We start from the raw sequence: 14,708 nt of genomic DNA on the forward strand, positions 1-14,708 counted from the left end.
TCGCGGTTTGCATCAGAAGCGCCAGATCACGTCGATGAACGCGCGGTGCATGTACGAATCGACCTGGCTGCCATAGGCGTCACCCGGCTTGAACACGCCGCCACGGAAGCGCACCAGCGCCGAAGGCTCGTCGATCGACTGGCTCAACGCCGCCGGCAGCAGGCCTTGCTTGAAGTACTTGGTGACCACCAGATCCATTTCCTGGCCCAGATCCTTGTTGCCGTCCTGCAGTGGCAGCGAGGTGCTGGAGAGGATTGCGCCGGTGACGTCGTCGGTGTTGTTTTCCACCGCGTTGATGCCGTTGCTGCCCACCGGTTTGTTGCCGTCCACGCGCCAGAACTTGTGGTAGATCAGGCTGGCGTCGTACTGGTCGTTGAGCATCCAGGAACCGAACAGCGTGGCGGTCTGCATGTTGTTCATTTCGCCACGGAACGCTTCACCGAAGCGGTGTACCCGCGAGCGTGTACCGGTGTAGTTGGAGCGGTTGCTTTCCAGACCGTTCTGTTGGTAATCGGCGCTGGCGCGGGCATAGGCCGCACCGACTTGCCATTGCGGATCGAGGCGCAGGCGCACGCCGATGTCGGTGGCCCAGCCGTTGATGTCTTCGCTGCGCTTGGCCTGCGCCGGGCGGGTGCCATCGGCGTTCAGCGGGTTGACCGTGTCGCGGTCGCCGCTCATGCCCGTGATGCTGCCCCAGTAGTTGACGGTGTTGGTGTTGCGCCAGTTGTAGGCGTCGCTGTCGGCGGTCAGGCCGAGCCAGCTGATGTCGCCGTTCTGGGTTTTGTCGAGGGTGTCGCGGGGCACGCCCGGTTCGGCGTTATCGAGTTTGCCGTTATCGTGGGTGTGATGGCCGCGAATGCCGACCCAGTTGCCCGGTGTCCACTGATACGCCGCATCGGCGTAGGCGTGCAGGCGATCCTTGTCTTTCGGCGCCAGCTCTTTCAGGTCGGTGCGGTATTCGCTGAAGCGTTCGGCGACACCGGCGTTGGCGCGCAGCAGGGTGGTGTCGAAGGTCCAGTTCAGCGCTTCGATGTTGGTGTCGCGCCACTGGCCGTCGTCGTTGCGCAGGCGCTGGCGACCGAACTTGAGGATCTCGCCGGGGTAGGGCGTCAGGCCGCTGTAGCCGACCCAGAACTCGCGCATCGCCAGGTAATTTTTCTTGGTCTTGCGATCACCGCTGTCGGTGGTTTCGGCACCGTCAGACTGTTGCAGGGTGTCGGTCTCGATGATGTCGGTCGAGGTCACGGCCTGGCCCATGGCATAGGCACTCCACGCGCCGCTTTCGCCGTAGATCCACGGACGCAGATCCAGGCCGACGCCGTTGACGTCGCCGCCGGGCGCGGTGCCGAGATCACGGTCGTCTTCGGACTGGCCGGTGATTTTCACTTCGAGACCGAAGTTCTTGGTTTCAGTGATCGCGGCCAGTGTCGGGCAAGACCAGATCAGCGCGAACGTAAGGCCAATGCCGGCCTTCACGAATGGATTCAACTTCATAATTTTTCCTCGCCGTCTTCTTCTTGCAGGGCGTGCAGTTGCAGCGTGTTCTGATTCAGGGCGCCACGGCTGGCCTGTTCCTGTTGCAACAGGCGCTGGGCTTCGGCCAGGCGCTCGGGGGGCAATTGCGCCGCGAGGGTGGTCGCCAGTTCATCGGCTTGCGGCGTGTTCTGGGCCTTGGCCAACTGGCTGAACACGTAGGCGTTGAGCGGGTCGGGCTGGGTGCCCTTGCCTTGGGAAAACAGTTGGGCGATGGCGAAGTCGGCACTGTTCTGGCCGTTGCGCGCAGCGGTCAGCAGATGGTCGAGGGCCTTCTGCGGATAGACCTTGCCCAGGTAGCCACGGCGGTAGATCTGGCCGAGGTAGTAGTCGGCGGCGACTTCGCGGCCAACGGCTTTCTGGAAATGTTCCTCGGCGACTTTCGCGTCGGCCGGTACCAGTTTGCCTTCGTAGTAGAGCTTGCCCAGCAACAGCTCAGCGCGGGGCTGATCGGCGGCGCGGCCGTTGTCCAGGTATTTCATCATCTGGTCGACGTCGCCCAGTTCCGGGAAGTCGTAGAGCAGTTGCGCCAGCGTCACCCAGGAGGCCGGGTAGCCCGGTGCGATCGGCTCGAGCAGCGATTGCGCAGTTTTTTCGTCGGTCTTGCCGAGGGTCGAATCGGCGAGCACACGGGCAACGGAGTCCACGCGCTGGGCCGTGACGCTGCCACGGCTGTAACCGGCCTGCAGTTGCTTGATCAGCTCGGCTTGCTGGTCCGGCTGGGCACGTTTCTGATAGACCGTGGCCAGTTCGACGTAGCAGATGTCGGTGGTGTGCAGTGCGGCCTTGCAGATCTTTTCCACCTCATCCAGATGCTGGTCGTAAGTGCCCTGGGTGCGATACAGCAGCACCTGCGCCAGACCCGCTTCCGGGTAACCGGATTTGCGCCACTGGTCGATCTGCTGCTGGGCGTTGATGTTCGGGAAACTGTGCGGGTATTGCAGGTACAACATCGCCAGCGGGATCAACGTATTGCCTTCGCCGTTGGCAGCGGCTTTCTTCAGCAGGGTTTCGGCTTCGTGATGCTCGGCTTCGGTGGAGCCGGGTTTGGCCACCAGCAAGCGACCGAGTCGGGCCTGGGCACGCGGCGACACATCGGCCGCTGCGCGATAGGTCGCCTCGGCCTGTTTGATCTGCGCAGGGTCGCGGCTGTCGACCTGGATGTCGGCGAGACCAACCTGAGCTTCGCTGTAACCCAGATCGGCCAGCGCACGGTAGTTCTGCGCGGCGGTCGCAGTGTCGCCGCGCTTCAGCGCTTCGTTGGCCAGACGCTGGTCGGGCAGGCCGGCGCAACCGGCCAAAGCGATTGCCATGGCCAGCGTCAGCGGGACCGGCAGGATTCTGATAGGGCTCGTCACGGGCATGTCCTCGACTTAAAGACCGGCAGCCATGGCTTTGTCGATCAGCCAGTTCAGGTTCGGACCACGGTCGCTGTTCACTTCCACCGGGCGGCCGGCGAAGGTGCTGTCCAGCGGCTCGTCCGGCTGGATCTGCACGCGGATGTCGGAGGACAGGTCGGCGCTTTTCAGGCTGGTGCTGCTGATGATCTTGCCGGTGCGGGTCTTGTCTTCGCCGGCGATCTGGAAGCTCACCGGTGTACCCGGGCGCACGTCGCCGAACTGGCGATAGGAGAAACGTGCATCGACGGTGGCCTGGGTGTTGCGCGGTACCAGGGTAAAGATCACGTCGCCCTTGCTCGCGTACTGACCGTCAGCCACCAGTTGCTGGGCCACGGTGCAATCGCACGGCGAGGTGAGGGTGCCGGTCATCTGCTTGCCGAACAGTTCTTCAACCTTGGCCGGTTGCAGCTGATCTTCATCCAGATGGCCCTTGAGCACGTCGAGCATGCTGGTGCTGAACGTCGCCAGCGGTGCGCCCTTGGCGGCAACGCCGTCGGACTTCACCAGGCTCTGCACGGTGCCGTCGCGGGGCATGGTGATGTTCATCCCCGGCACGCTGACCAGACCGGCCTGTGCATGGCTGACGAAGTACATGCTGTACACCGACTTGAAAACGAAACCCGCCGCCACGAGGCCGATCGCGAAGATGCCGGCGCTGAAGGTCACGGCTTTCAGACGCCCGAATGGAGTCATGCCGTGGCCACTGTCCTTGGTTTTGCGTGCCTTGGTGAAGTTGTCGCGCTGCAGGGTCGCCAGCACTTCGCCAATGCTGACGATGTCGCCGGCCAGGTGCGAAGTGATCAGGTGGCGCAGGGTGGAAATGTCCTGCGGTTCGAGGTTCTGGAACTGGCAACCGGCGCGGCCGGTCTGGCGGTCGTAAGAGCGCACTTGCAGTTCAACGTCCATGGCGATGCCGAGGTTGTCGATGACAAATTGCAGGCGCGCCTTGTACACCTGGCCGACGGTCAGCGGCAGTTGCCCGGCGTTGAACGCCAGACCACCGGCGGACAGGTCGATGACCCGCGCTTCGACCGGTGTGCGGTCAGGGCCGAAGAACCGCAGCTTGGCCGGGATTTTCACCCGGGCGTGCTGACGCTGGGCTTCGGATTCATGCACTACGTTGACGTTGACGGCGGTATTCATGGGGGCGATTTCCTTGTTAATTCAAGAGGGGCAGGTCAGACCATCATCAGCAGCACGGCGACGAAAATGCTGCCGGCGGAGAAGGTCATGGTCCGAGACGACCAGGTGTTGAACCAACGTTGAAAGCTGGCGAGATCACGGGTCAGGGAAGTGGGCTGGCGGGTCCAGGATTGCTGGTCGAGGCGGAAGAACACGTAGATCTTCACCAGCGCACCGACGATCTGGTTGTAATAGAGAATCACCGGGTAGGCCGGGCCGATGCGGTGACCGGAGCACGACAGCAGCAGCGTCAGAATCAGGCGGGTGATGCCGATCCACAGCAGGTACGCGAGGATGAACGCACCGCCGTATTTGAAGCTGGCGATGATCGCCACGGTAAGGCCCAGCAGTGAGGTCCACATCGACACGCGCTGGTCAAACAGCACCACCGAGGTGAAGGCGCCGAGGCGTTTCACACCCAGGCCCAGGGCTCGCGAGTTCTGCCGCAGGTTGTTGCCGTACCAGCGGAACATCAGTTTGCGGCTGGCCTTGATGAAGCTCTTTTCCGGCGGGTGTTCAACGGTGTTGATCGCCGCGTCCGGCACGTAGAAGGTGTCGTAGCCCAGGCGCATCAGGCTGAACCAGCTCGACTTGTCGTCGCCGGTCAGGAACTTGAAACGGCCCAGGCGCCAGTGTTGCAGCGAGTCGCTTTCGACGTCGGCGATAAAGTCCGGATTGGTGACCACGGAGGCACGAAACACCGACATCCGGCCGGTCATGGTCAGCACGCGCTTGGACAGGGCCATCGAGCACATGTTGATGTGGCGCTGGGCGAAGCGCAGCTTGTGCCACTCGCTCATGATGTAGCCGCCGCGCACTTCACAGAATTCGTTGGTGGTCAGGCCGCCGACGTTGCCGAACATCTGGAACCACGGCACGGTCTTGCGTACCACGCCTTCGGCAAGCACGGTGTCGCCGTCGATCACGGCCACCACGGCGCGGTCGTCCGGGAGGTGACGGGAGATCGCACGGAAGCCGTAAGCCAGGCCATCGCGTTTGCCGGTGCCGGGAATGCGCACGAAGTCGAGCTTGACCCGATCCGGCGGATTCATCCGCGCCCACAGCGCCTTGACCAGCAGTTCATCGGACATTTCGACGATGGAGCAGACCACGGTGGTCGGCAGTTCGCAGTCGATGGCTTCGCGGATCACCGAGCTGTAAACCTGCGCGGTGGTCAACGCGTCGATACGGAAGCTGGTGACCATCAGAAACACATGCGACGGGTCCGCCGCTTTACCCAGCTTGCGAACCTTGCGGCGCAGGTGCGGGTAGACGATGTAGAGAAAAATCATGCCGCGCACAAAGTGCGTGGCACCCATCGAGTAGCGCCAGATACCCACGGCGCCAATCAGGAAAATGAAGTCCTTCGACTCGGAGTCGAACGTGGACTCGGGCAGCATCAGGGCCAGGCCCATCAGCAGGCTCAGAAACAAAAGCCAGCCGGCGGATTGCAGGAAAAAATGTTTGAGCTTGGACATGACCGTCATCCGAAGGTGATGGGGGCTTCGAGCCGCCCGCCGATTCACGGCGTGCGGCTTGAAGCTCGGGGCTTGCTGCTGCGTTACCAGCAGATCCCTTCGGTGCGGGTGCCGGCATCGGTGGCCTTGGCCATGAAGCCGACCAGGTCGATGACCTGTTTGCCGTGCGGTGCCTGTTGAGCCAGGGAGCGGAACTTCTCGTCGCGGTTGCCGAGGATGATCACGTCGGAGTTGTCGATCACCGAGTCGAAATCCGCATTGAGCAGGGACGACACGTGGGGGATCTTCGACTCGATGTAATCCTTGTTCGCGCCGTGGACACGGGCGTACTGGACGTTGCTGTCGTAGATGCTCAGGTCGTAACCCTTGCCGATCAGCATTTCGGCCAGTTCCACCAGCGGGCTTTCGCGCAAGTCGTCGGTGCCGGCCTTGAAGCTCAGGCCGAGCAGGGCGACTTTGCGTTTGTCGTGGCTTTCAACGATGTCGAAGGCGTTCTGCACTTGCGATTCGTTGCTGCGCATCAGCGAGTTGAGCAGCGGTGCTTCCACGTCCAGGGAACCGGCGCGGTAGGTCAGGGCGCGTACGTCCTTTGGCAGGCACGAGCCGCCGAAGGCAAAGCCCGGACGCATGTAGTACTGGGACAGGTTGAGGGTCTTGTCCTGGCAGACCACGTCCATCACTTCACGGCCATCGACGCCCACCGCTTTGGCGATGTTGCCGATCTCGTTGGCGAAGGTCACTTTGGTCGCGTGCCAGACGTTGCAGGTGTACTTGATCATCTCGGCGACGGCGATGTCCTTGCGGATGATCGGTGCGTCGAGTTCTTCATACAGCGATTGCAGAACGTCGCCCGAGGCCTTGTCGAACTCGCCGATGACAGTCATCGGTGGAAGGTCGTAGTCGGCGATTGCGGTGGATTCACGCAGGAATTCAGGGTTGACCGCCACGCCGAAATCGACGCCGGCCTTCTTGCCGGAGCAGTCTTCGAGGATAGGGATCACCACGTTGGCCACGGTGCCCGGCAGCACGGTGCTGCGCACCACGATGGTGTGACGGGTGGATTTTTCACGCAGGACAAAACCGATCTCGCGGCACACCGCTTCGATGTAGTTCAGTTCCAGGTCGCCGTTCTTCTTGCTCGGCGTACCGACGCAGATCATCGACAGATCGGTGTCGCGAATCGCCTCGGCGAAGTTGGTCGTACCGCGCAGACGACCGGTCTCGATCCCTTGCGCCAGCAACTCGCCCAGGCCCGGTTCGACAATGGGGGATTTGCCAGCGTTGATCATGTCGATCTTGTCTTTGGCAACATCGACGCCAACCACGTCATGGCCCCGTGCAGACAGGCAACCGGCACAGACTGCACCGACGTAACCCAAACCAAATATGCTGATGCGCATCGCAATTACCTCTGTATATATCAGGCCGTTAGAGGGCCGGAGTTAATGGTGTTCAGCGGTCTTAGTGCACTCGAAAGTGTGACTTGCAGGCGTCACAATGCCGTGTGCAGGCATACTAAGTTTCGAGTGTCTAAATAAGTGCACTCAAGATGTGCGCAACCAGGCCTTATTGTTGTGACATGCCCTGTTATGCAGCGGATCCTTTGGCAAAAGGACTCTTGTGCAATCTCGTATTGCGCGCCCGATGTCAGGCGAAGGCCTGTAGACCGGGCGGTTGGGTGCTCAGGCGAGCACGTTTATAAGGGCGCGGCCTTGGCCTTGTAGGGGATATTGATGGTGCGTATCTCCTGTCCTTCGCTAGTTGTCCAGAGTTGTTATCCATTCAGGCAAGTTGCTGTGACAACTTGGTTACATGGTTTTGATCTCTGCGTAAGTTATCTCGTACATATTCGGCGAGAATCGTTACCGGTGGTATGAGCTATGCATTTGGACATAGTTCCTGTCCGCTCATCGCGAAATCTGAAATTTTTTGAAATATTGAGAAAGATGGCACTGCTCTCATATTGATAGCACTTTCCATTTCGCCCTTTATTAATAGGCAGATAATCGCGTTAGATGGTTTTGTGCCACTACCCGGAAAAAATTTGGGTGCCACTACTGAAAAAAATGACAACTGTCGAGTGAAAGAAAAGATAGAAATGGGGGTGATGTTTTTATGGCGCCAGGAAATCGGCGAAAAGAAGGGAGGTTTTTTTGACGTCGTGCGAGGTGCACGACTCTTTATATAAAGAGTCGTGCAATGGGCATGCTTTATTCGGGTGCGTGATCGCGCAGAAACACCAGATTGTCCGGTTTTGATTGCTCGGCGCTGAAGCGATAACCCTGCACATCGAACTGTTTGAGGGCCGCCGGATCGTTGATGCGTTCCTGGATCACGAAGCGGCTCATCAGGCCACGAGCCTTTTTGGCGTAGAAGCTGATGATCTTGTACTGGCCGTTCTTCAGGTCCTTGAACTCGGTGTTGATGATCCGCGCGTTCAGAGCCGTGCGCTTGACCGCCGAGAAGTACTCGTTGGACGCCAGGTTCAGCAGCACGTCATCGCCCTGGTCGGCCAGCGCTTCGTTCAGCCATTCGCTGATTCGGGTGCCCCAGAACGCGTACAAGTCCTTGCCCCGGGCGTTGGCCAGTTTGGTGCCCATTTCCAGCCGATACGGCTGCATCAGGTCGAGCGGGCGCAGCAGGCCGTAGAGGCCGGAGAGCATGCGCAGGTGCTGTTGCGCGTAATCGAAATCGGCTTCGCTGAAGCTCTGGGCGTCGAGCCCGGTGTAGACGTCACCCTTGAAGGCCAGCAATGCCTGTTTGGCGTTGGCCGGGGTGAACGCAGGAGTCCAGCTGCCGAAGCGTGCAGCATTGAGGCCGCCGATCTTGTCGGAAACGTGCATCAGTTCGCTGATCTGCGCCGGGCTCAGTTCGCGCAACTGCTGGATCAGCTCCTGGGAATGGTCGAGGTATTGCGGCTGGGTGAAGCGCTGGGTCGCCGGCGGTGTTTCGTAATCGAGGGTCTTGGCGGGGGAAATCACCATCAGCATGAAGTCGTCTCCTTTAATCGTGGGGGCGATTCTAGGGGGTTGGGGCGGATGACTCCAGCTATCAGGTCCATAGGTGATCGGCGGTTCTCCAGCCGGATCGGCTATAGTGCCGCGCGGGTTTTGTTATGGAGACACCCCTTTGCGCATTGTTCTTTTATTCACCGTGTGGCTGTTGAGCTTCGGGGCTGTCGCGGCGCCAGGCGATATTGCCACGCTTGATCGCAGCACCTGGCCGGAGAAACTCGACAACCCGACCCTGTTCGACGTCGCCTCCCGGGCGGAAGTCCTGATGTTCGCCCGGGGCCTGCTGGGCAGTGAAGCACTGGATGAGGCCGCGCTGGCCCAGCGTCTGGGGCTGCGCACAGTCAATCTGGAGGCGATCAACAGCCTGCGCGAGCGTCTGTGGCAGCGTTTGCTGACCAGCTACAACTACGCCCAGCAGAGCTGCGATCAGGACGCCTCCTTCTGCTTCCTCGTCGAAGACCTGCCGACCCTGCGCGAGCAGGCAGCCAAGTTCGTGGTCAGCGAGGAAAGCTATTACACCAAGTGGGCCGAGCCGAGCCGGATCTTCCATCAGCAGTATCTGGATGAACTGCTGCGCAAGGCGGCGCTGTCGCCGCAGACCACCAGCGAAGTCGATCATTTCGGTGACTACGAACGCAACGGCGACGAGATGCACGATCGGTTGTTCCTGCTGAGTTTCGACAGTGCCGCCAACCTGCAGCCGGACAACACCGACTGGATCGCCGACTACCTGCGCAAATCCAATCTGAGCGGCACCTTCTTTTTGCTGGGCAAGGATGTGCAGGCGCGGCTGGCGGATCGCTCGGTGAACAACCTGCAAGCGGAATTCTCGAAACTCTGCGTGGGCGTGCAGGGCTGGGAATTCCGCTCCCACAGCCACTGGCAGGACTGGCAGGACTCGGTGCGCCGCAGCAGCGATCTGGTGAAGAGCAAGCTGCCGGAAAACTACGTACCGCTGTTCCGTCCACCGGAGGGGCAGCGCCGCAGCGATGCAGGCAGTTTCTTGCGCAATCAGGGCCTGCAAGTGGCGCTGTGGGACATCGATGCCCAAGACGGCGCCGGCAAGCTCAAGGGCAATCCGAGCGCACAGCGGGTGCTGACCCTGATGCTGTTGTGGCGGCACGGAGTGATCAATTTCAACATGAAGCAGGATGCGGTGAAGACGGCGTTGCCGTGGCTGATCACGCAGACCGCGCAAAGCGGCATCGGCTGGGAAGACTGTCAGGACGCTTTTCGCTGACAAACGGCAAGAGCCCGGAAAGATTGGGCTTGGGGTGAATTTTTTGCAGGATTCGATGCAGGCAGACTTCCGACTCTAACGGGGGCAGGGCGGTCCGCCAAGGGCTTTTCGTCACTTTGCAAAATAAACTTCAAAAAAGCGTCAAAGTGCTTTTTTCTGTCACGGGTTTTGGAGTATTACGAAGTCAGACCGCCGAAACCTGCAACACAGGTGGCGTCTTCCAAGACCCATTTTGTGTGCAATTCACCTGCTATTCCGAACAAAAGCTTCGCAGGTGGATTCGGCAGTCACTTCGAGGCGCAGCACCGCCCAGGTATTGCGTCGAATGGCTCCCACAAAGGTGACCGAGTATGGATGATCACGGACGTAGCCCTTCCTCCAACCAGCCAATCCTTTATGTACTCGATACCAACGTACTGATTCACGATCCAAACGCCCTGCTGAATTTCGAAGAACACCACGTCGCGATCCCGATGACCGTGCTTGAAGAGCTGGACAAGCTCAAGAGCGGGCATCACAGCGTGGCCGCCGAATGCCGCCAGGCCATCCGGCTGATCGACAAGACGTTGGGCGATGCCTCGCCCGAAGACGTCGAGCAAGGGGTGCCGATCCAGCGCGGAAAGGGCGGGCCTAAAGGGTTGCTGTCAATTCTGATGAGCAAACAGGCGGAGTCGAACCTGATTCTGCCCGAGCACCTGAACGACAACAAAATCATCAACCAGTTGATCGATCTGCACACCCGCGATCCGAAGAAACCGGTGGTGCTGGTCACCAAAGACATCAACATGCGCCTCAAGGCGCGGGCCTGCGGGATCGACGCCGAGGACTACAGCACCGACCAGCTGGTTGATGACGTGTCCCTGTTGCCCAACGGCTACCACAACATGACCGGCTCCTTCTGGGACCGCGTGAGCAAGGTCGAAACCCGTCAGGACCATGGCCGCACCTGGCACCAGGTGCAACTGATCGACAACCTGCCGGCCGTGCACATCAACGAGTTCATCATCGATGAGCAGGGCTTCGTCGGCTGGATCAAGGAGATTGAAGAGGACCGTCTGCTGATTCTGGATCTGCACCAGGAGCCGCTGCTGCATCAGGAAGCCTGGGGCCTCAAGCCCCGTGACATCTATCAGAGCCTGGCGCTGTACGCCTTGCTCGACCCGGACATTCACCTGGTCAACCTGTCCGGCGCCGCCGGTTCCGGCAAGACCATCCTGGCGCTGGCCGCTGCGATCGAGCAGACCATGGTCAGCAAGCGTTATCGCCGCATCATCGCCACCCGTAGCGTGCAGGGCCTGGATCAGGAAATCGGCTTCCTGCCCGGCACCGAAGCGGAAAAAATGGAGCCCTGGCTGGGCGCCATCACCGACAACCTCGAAGCCTTGCACATGGATGACGAAAACACCCATGGCAGCGTCGACTACATCCTCAGCAAAGTGCCGTTGCAGTTCAAATCGCTCAACTACATTCGCGGTCGCAGCTTCCAGCAGAGCCTGATCCTGATCGACGAATGCCAGAACCTCACGCCGCACCAGATGAAAACCATCATCACCCGGGCCGGCGCCGGTTCCAAAGTGGTGTGTCTGGGCAACCTGGCACAGATCGATACCCCTTACCTGTCCGCGACCAGTTCCGGGCTGACCTACCTGACCGAACGCTTCAAAGACTTCCCCAACGGCGTACACATCACGCTGCAAGGGGTGCCTCGCTCGATTCTGGCCGAATACGCCGAATCGCATCTGTAACCCGCCAAATGGAACCGGGCGACTGCAAAGTCGCCCGGTTTTTTGTGTGCGCAATTCTGACCCTCGGGTTTACAATCGGCGCTCCTGATCAGGAGTAATCCCGTGCTGACTCATCTCGATTCCCAAGGTCGCGCCAACATGGTCGACGTCACCGAAAAAGCCGTGACGTTCCGCGAGGCGACGGCCCAAGCGCTGGTGCGCATGCTGCCCGACACTCTGCAGATGATCGTCAGCGGCGGCCATCCCAAGGGCGACGTGTTCGCCGTGGCGCGCATCGCCGGCATTCAGGCGGCGAAGAAAACCAGTGACCTGATTCCCCTTTGCCATCCGCTGATGCTCACCGGCGTCAAAGTCGAGCTTAGCGCCGAAGGCGACGACGCCGTGCGCATCGTGGCTCGTTGCAAGCTGTCCGGGCAGACCGGCGTCGAAATGGAAGCGCTGACCGCCGCCAGCGTCGCCGCGCTGACGATCTATGACATGTGCAAGGCCGTAGATCGCGGCATGACCATCGAAAGTGTGCGCCTGCTGGAGAAAGTCGGCGGCAAGAGCGGGCATTTCCAGGCGGAGCAGCCATGAACCTGACCGTGAAGTTTTTTGCCCGTTACCGTGAGGCGCTGGGCATGGATTCGGTGAAGGTAGAGGGCGATTTTGCGACGGTCGAAGACGTGCGTGCATTGCTCGCCAAGCGTGACGGCGCCGAGGTACTGAGCGAACAGAACCTCATGTGCGCGCGCAACGAAGACCTGTGCCAGCTCGACGAACCAGTGATCGATGGCGACGAAGTGGCGTTTTTCCCCACCGTGACCGGAGGCTGAAACATGGCGATTCGTGTGCAGTCCACGGCGTTCGATCCCGGCGCTGAAGTCAACGCGATGCACGCGGCCAATGTCGGCGTCGGCGCGGTGGTGAGTTTTGTCGGCTACGTGCGCGACTTCAATGACGGCCTCGATGTCGCCGGAATGTTCCTCGAACACTATCCGGGCATGACCGAAAAGGCCTTGGGCAAGATCGCCGTCGAGGCCGAACAGCGCTGGCCGCTGTTGAAGCTGGAAGTGCTGCACCGCATCGGCGCGCTGGAGCCGGGCGAACCGATCGTGTTCGTCGGCGCCGCCAGCGCCCATCGTCAGGCGGCATTCGACGCCTGCGCCTTCGTCATGGATTACCTGAAAACCCGCGCGCCGTTCTGGAAGAAAGAGAACACCAGCGACGGTCCGCGCTGGGTCGAGGGTCGCGACAGCGATCATGCGGCGGCGGATCGCTGGAAGCAGTAACGCCTCTGTCGGCCTGGCGTCACTCTTCGCGAGCAAGCTCGCTCCCACAGGATTGCGATGATCTTTGTGGGAGCGAGCTTGCTCGCGAAGAGGCCATCCGAATCACCCATTCCCTGAGATTTGCCTCCCCGACCATCGGCCGGAAATGTTCTATCTCGCCCAATTGACGGCTTGTACGTAAAAGTCCAGTATGGATTTACAAGTACAAATAAAGCGTTTCCCGTTTCAGCTCTTTCTTCTGTCTTGCCAAACCAACAACAACCCGCGAGAGAACGAACATGAAGAAACTCCCCCTCATCACCGGTCTGGCGCTGAGCCTGTTGGCGTGCAGCAGCGTGTTTGCCGCCGAGAAAACCCTGCGCATCGGTATCGAAGCGGCGTATCCGCCCTTCGCCTCAAAGACCGACCAGGGTGAAATCGTCGGTTTCGACTACGACATCGGCAATGCCCTGTGCGCGCAGATGCAGGTCAAGTGCGTGTGGGTCGAGGGCGAGTTCGACGGTCTGATTCCTTCCCTGAAAGTGAAGAAAATCGACATGGCGCTGTCGTCCATGACCATTAACGAAGACCGCAAGAAGTCGGTGGACTTCACCCACAAGTACTATTTCACCTCGTCGCGGCTGGTGATGAAGGAAGGCGCGACCGTCGATGACCAGTACGCCAGCCTCAAGGGCAAGACCGTCGGCGTGCAGCGTGCGACGACTACCGATCGCTACGCCACCGAGGTGTTCGAGCCCAAGGGCATCAACGTCAAGCGCTATGGCAACAACGAAGAAATCTACATGGACCTGGCGGCCGGCCGTCTCGACGCGATTTTTGCCGACACCATTCCGCTGACCGATTTCCTGTCGATGCCGCGCGGCAAGGGTTACGCCTTTGTCGGGCCTGAGCTGAAGGATCCGAAATACGTGGGCGAGGGCGCCGGGATCGCGGTGCGCAAGGGCAACACCGAACTGGTCAGCCAGTTGAACACTGCCATCGACGGCATTCGCGCCAGTGGCGAGTATCAGAAGATTTCCGAGAAGTACTTCAAGTCCGACATCTACGGCGACTGATAGTCCGCCATCGCCAGCAGGCTGGCTCCCACAAGGGGTCTGTACCGAACATACATATTGTGTTCACAGACATCCAATGTGGGGGGCCAGACCAGCCAATAGCGCCGCCGGATCTCAGCCCTTCAATTCCTTCAAATGCTTGTACACCGTCGCCCGCCCCATGTTCAGCACATTGGCCACGTAGTTCGAGGCGCTCTTGCCCTTGAACGCTCCCTCGGCGTGCAGCGCCAGCACCAGTTCGCGTTTGTGATCGCGGGTCAGCAGATTCAGGCTCAGTTGCCGTTCCCGTAGCCACGCGTGCAGGAAAGTGTTGATGCGCTCCTGCCAGTCATCGCGAAACAGCGAGTCCGGTTGCGGAATCAGCTTGCTCGGCGAGAGGAACAGATCCAGCGCAGCCTTGGCGTTCTCGAACAGCGAAATATTCAGGTTGATGCACAGCACCGCCAGCGGACGCCCTTCGCTGTCGCGCAGCACGGTGCTCAGGCTGCGAATCTTCTGGCCGTCCCAGTTGAGCTTTTCGTACGGGCCGATGTTCCGTTCGCTGACGTCGTCGCTGAGCATGTCTTCCAGCGACGATTCATCACCGATCACCCGTTTCGACAGGTTGTTGGCGATGTAGTCGACCTTCTGTGTGCGCAAGTCATGCAGCACCACTTCGGCGTGGGGAAAGAACAGGGTGGCGATGGCATCGGCGATGGCGTGGTAGTTATCCAGCGCGGCGTCATTCGGCTCGGGCGTTTGTTCGGGGGCGGTCATAACTGTGGAGCTCCAGGCAACGTCAACGCCCCCG

General features: G+C 60.3%; 13 protein-coding genes. 6 read left to right on the plus strand and 7 right to left on the minus strand.

Annotated features, from left to right (window positions below; genetic code table 11):
• Window positions 1-12: 12 nt before the first annotated feature.
• The 6 genes from M5B98_RS26335 to yaaA form a co-directional block, all read right to left on the minus strand.
• Window positions 13-1,494 (minus strand): alginate export family protein, encoded by a 1,482-nt coding sequence (locus tag M5B98_RS26335; protein WP_248744432.1) that lies wholly within the window; start codon window positions 1,492-1,494, stop codon window positions 13-15.
• The gene (algK, locus tag M5B98_RS26340; RefSeq protein WP_248744433.1) at window positions 1,491-2,897 is read right to left on the minus strand and encodes an alginate biosynthesis TPR repeat lipoprotein AlgK; all 1,407 of its coding nucleotides are present in this window, start codon (window positions 2,895-2,897) and stop codon (window positions 1,491-1,493) included. The genes M5B98_RS26335 and algK overlap by 4 nt, the downstream gene beginning before the upstream one ends.
• 9 nt (window positions 2,898-2,906) lie before the next feature.
• The gene (locus tag M5B98_RS26345; RefSeq protein WP_119429974.1) at window positions 2,907-4,076 is read right to left on the minus strand and encodes an alginate biosynthesis protein Alg44; all 1,170 of its coding nucleotides are present in this window, start codon (window positions 4,074-4,076) and stop codon (window positions 2,907-2,909) included.
• Between the two features lie 35 nt (window positions 4,077-4,111).
• Window positions 4,112-5,593 (minus strand): mannuronan synthase, encoded by a 1,482-nt coding sequence (gene alg8 / locus M5B98_RS26350; RefSeq protein WP_162803455.1) that lies wholly within the window; start codon window positions 5,591-5,593, stop codon window positions 4,112-4,114.
• Window positions 5,594-5,676: 83 nt separating this feature from the next.
• On the minus strand, window positions 5,677-6,993 hold the full coding sequence (locus M5B98_RS26355; protein WP_085711697.1) for a nucleotide sugar dehydrogenase: 1,317 nt from the start codon (window positions 6,991-6,993) through the stop codon (window positions 5,677-5,679).
• Window positions 6,994-7,803: 810 nt separating this feature from the next.
• Entirely contained in the window at window positions 7,804-8,583 is a 780-nt protein-coding gene (gene yaaA, locus M5B98_RS26360; RefSeq protein WP_248738249.1) for a peroxide stress protein YaaA, read from the minus strand.
• 139 nt (window positions 8,584-8,722) lie between these two features.
• Here yaaA and M5B98_RS26365 point away from each other — a divergent pair, with 139 nt between their 5' ends.
• The 6 genes from M5B98_RS26365 (at window position 8,723) to M5B98_RS26390 (ending at window position 13,918) form a co-directional block, all read left to right on the plus strand.
• Window positions 8,723-9,847 carry a polysaccharide deacetylase family protein gene (locus M5B98_RS26365; protein ID WP_248744434.1) on the plus strand — a complete coding sequence of 375 codons (1,125 nt, stop codon included), beginning with the start codon at window positions 8,723-8,725 and terminating at the stop codon, window positions 9,845-9,847.
• Window positions 9,848-10,197: 350 nt separating this feature from the next.
• Entirely contained in the window at window positions 10,198-11,592 is a 1,395-nt protein-coding gene (locus M5B98_RS26370; protein WP_085711694.1) for a PhoH family protein, read from the plus strand.
• 102 nt (window positions 11,593-11,694) lie between these two features.
• Complete coding sequence (gene moaC, locus M5B98_RS26375; RefSeq protein WP_007957321.1) at window positions 11,695-12,168, plus strand: cyclic pyranopterin monophosphate synthase MoaC; 474 nt, start codon at window positions 11,695-11,697, stop codon at window positions 12,166-12,168.
• Window positions 12,165-12,407, plus strand: a complete 243-nt coding sequence (locus tag M5B98_RS26380) for a MoaD/ThiS family protein (RefSeq protein ID WP_248744435.1) — start codon at window positions 12,165-12,167, stop codon at window positions 12,405-12,407. Before moaC ends, M5B98_RS26380 begins: the two co-directional genes overlap by 4 nt.
• Window positions 12,408-12,410: 3 nt before the next feature.
• Window positions 12,411-12,863 carry a molybdopterin synthase catalytic subunit MoaE gene (gene moaE / locus M5B98_RS26385; RefSeq protein WP_085711692.1) on the plus strand — a complete coding sequence of 151 codons (453 nt, stop codon included), beginning with the start codon at window positions 12,411-12,413 and terminating at the stop codon, window positions 12,861-12,863.
• A gap of 278 nt (window positions 12,864-13,141) precedes the next feature.
• Window positions 13,142-13,918, plus strand: coding sequence for an ABC transporter substrate-binding protein (locus M5B98_RS26390; RefSeq protein ID WP_085711691.1), 777 nt, complete (start codon window positions 13,142-13,144; stop codon window positions 13,916-13,918).
• 114 nt (window positions 13,919-14,032) lie between these two features.
• Here the strand turns inward: M5B98_RS26390 and M5B98_RS26395 are convergent, their stop codons facing one another.
• Window positions 14,033-14,674 (minus strand): transcriptional regulator, encoded by a 642-nt coding sequence (locus M5B98_RS26395; protein ID WP_085711690.1) that lies wholly within the window; start codon window positions 14,672-14,674, stop codon window positions 14,033-14,035.
• Window positions 14,675-14,708: the final 34 nt, after the last annotated feature.

Origin of the sequence: Pseudomonas sp. MWU12-3088 (assembly GCF_023242405.1) — a bacterium.
Lineage (GTDB): Bacteria > Pseudomonadota > Gammaproteobacteria > Pseudomonadales > Pseudomonadaceae > Aquipseudomonas > Aquipseudomonas kribbensis.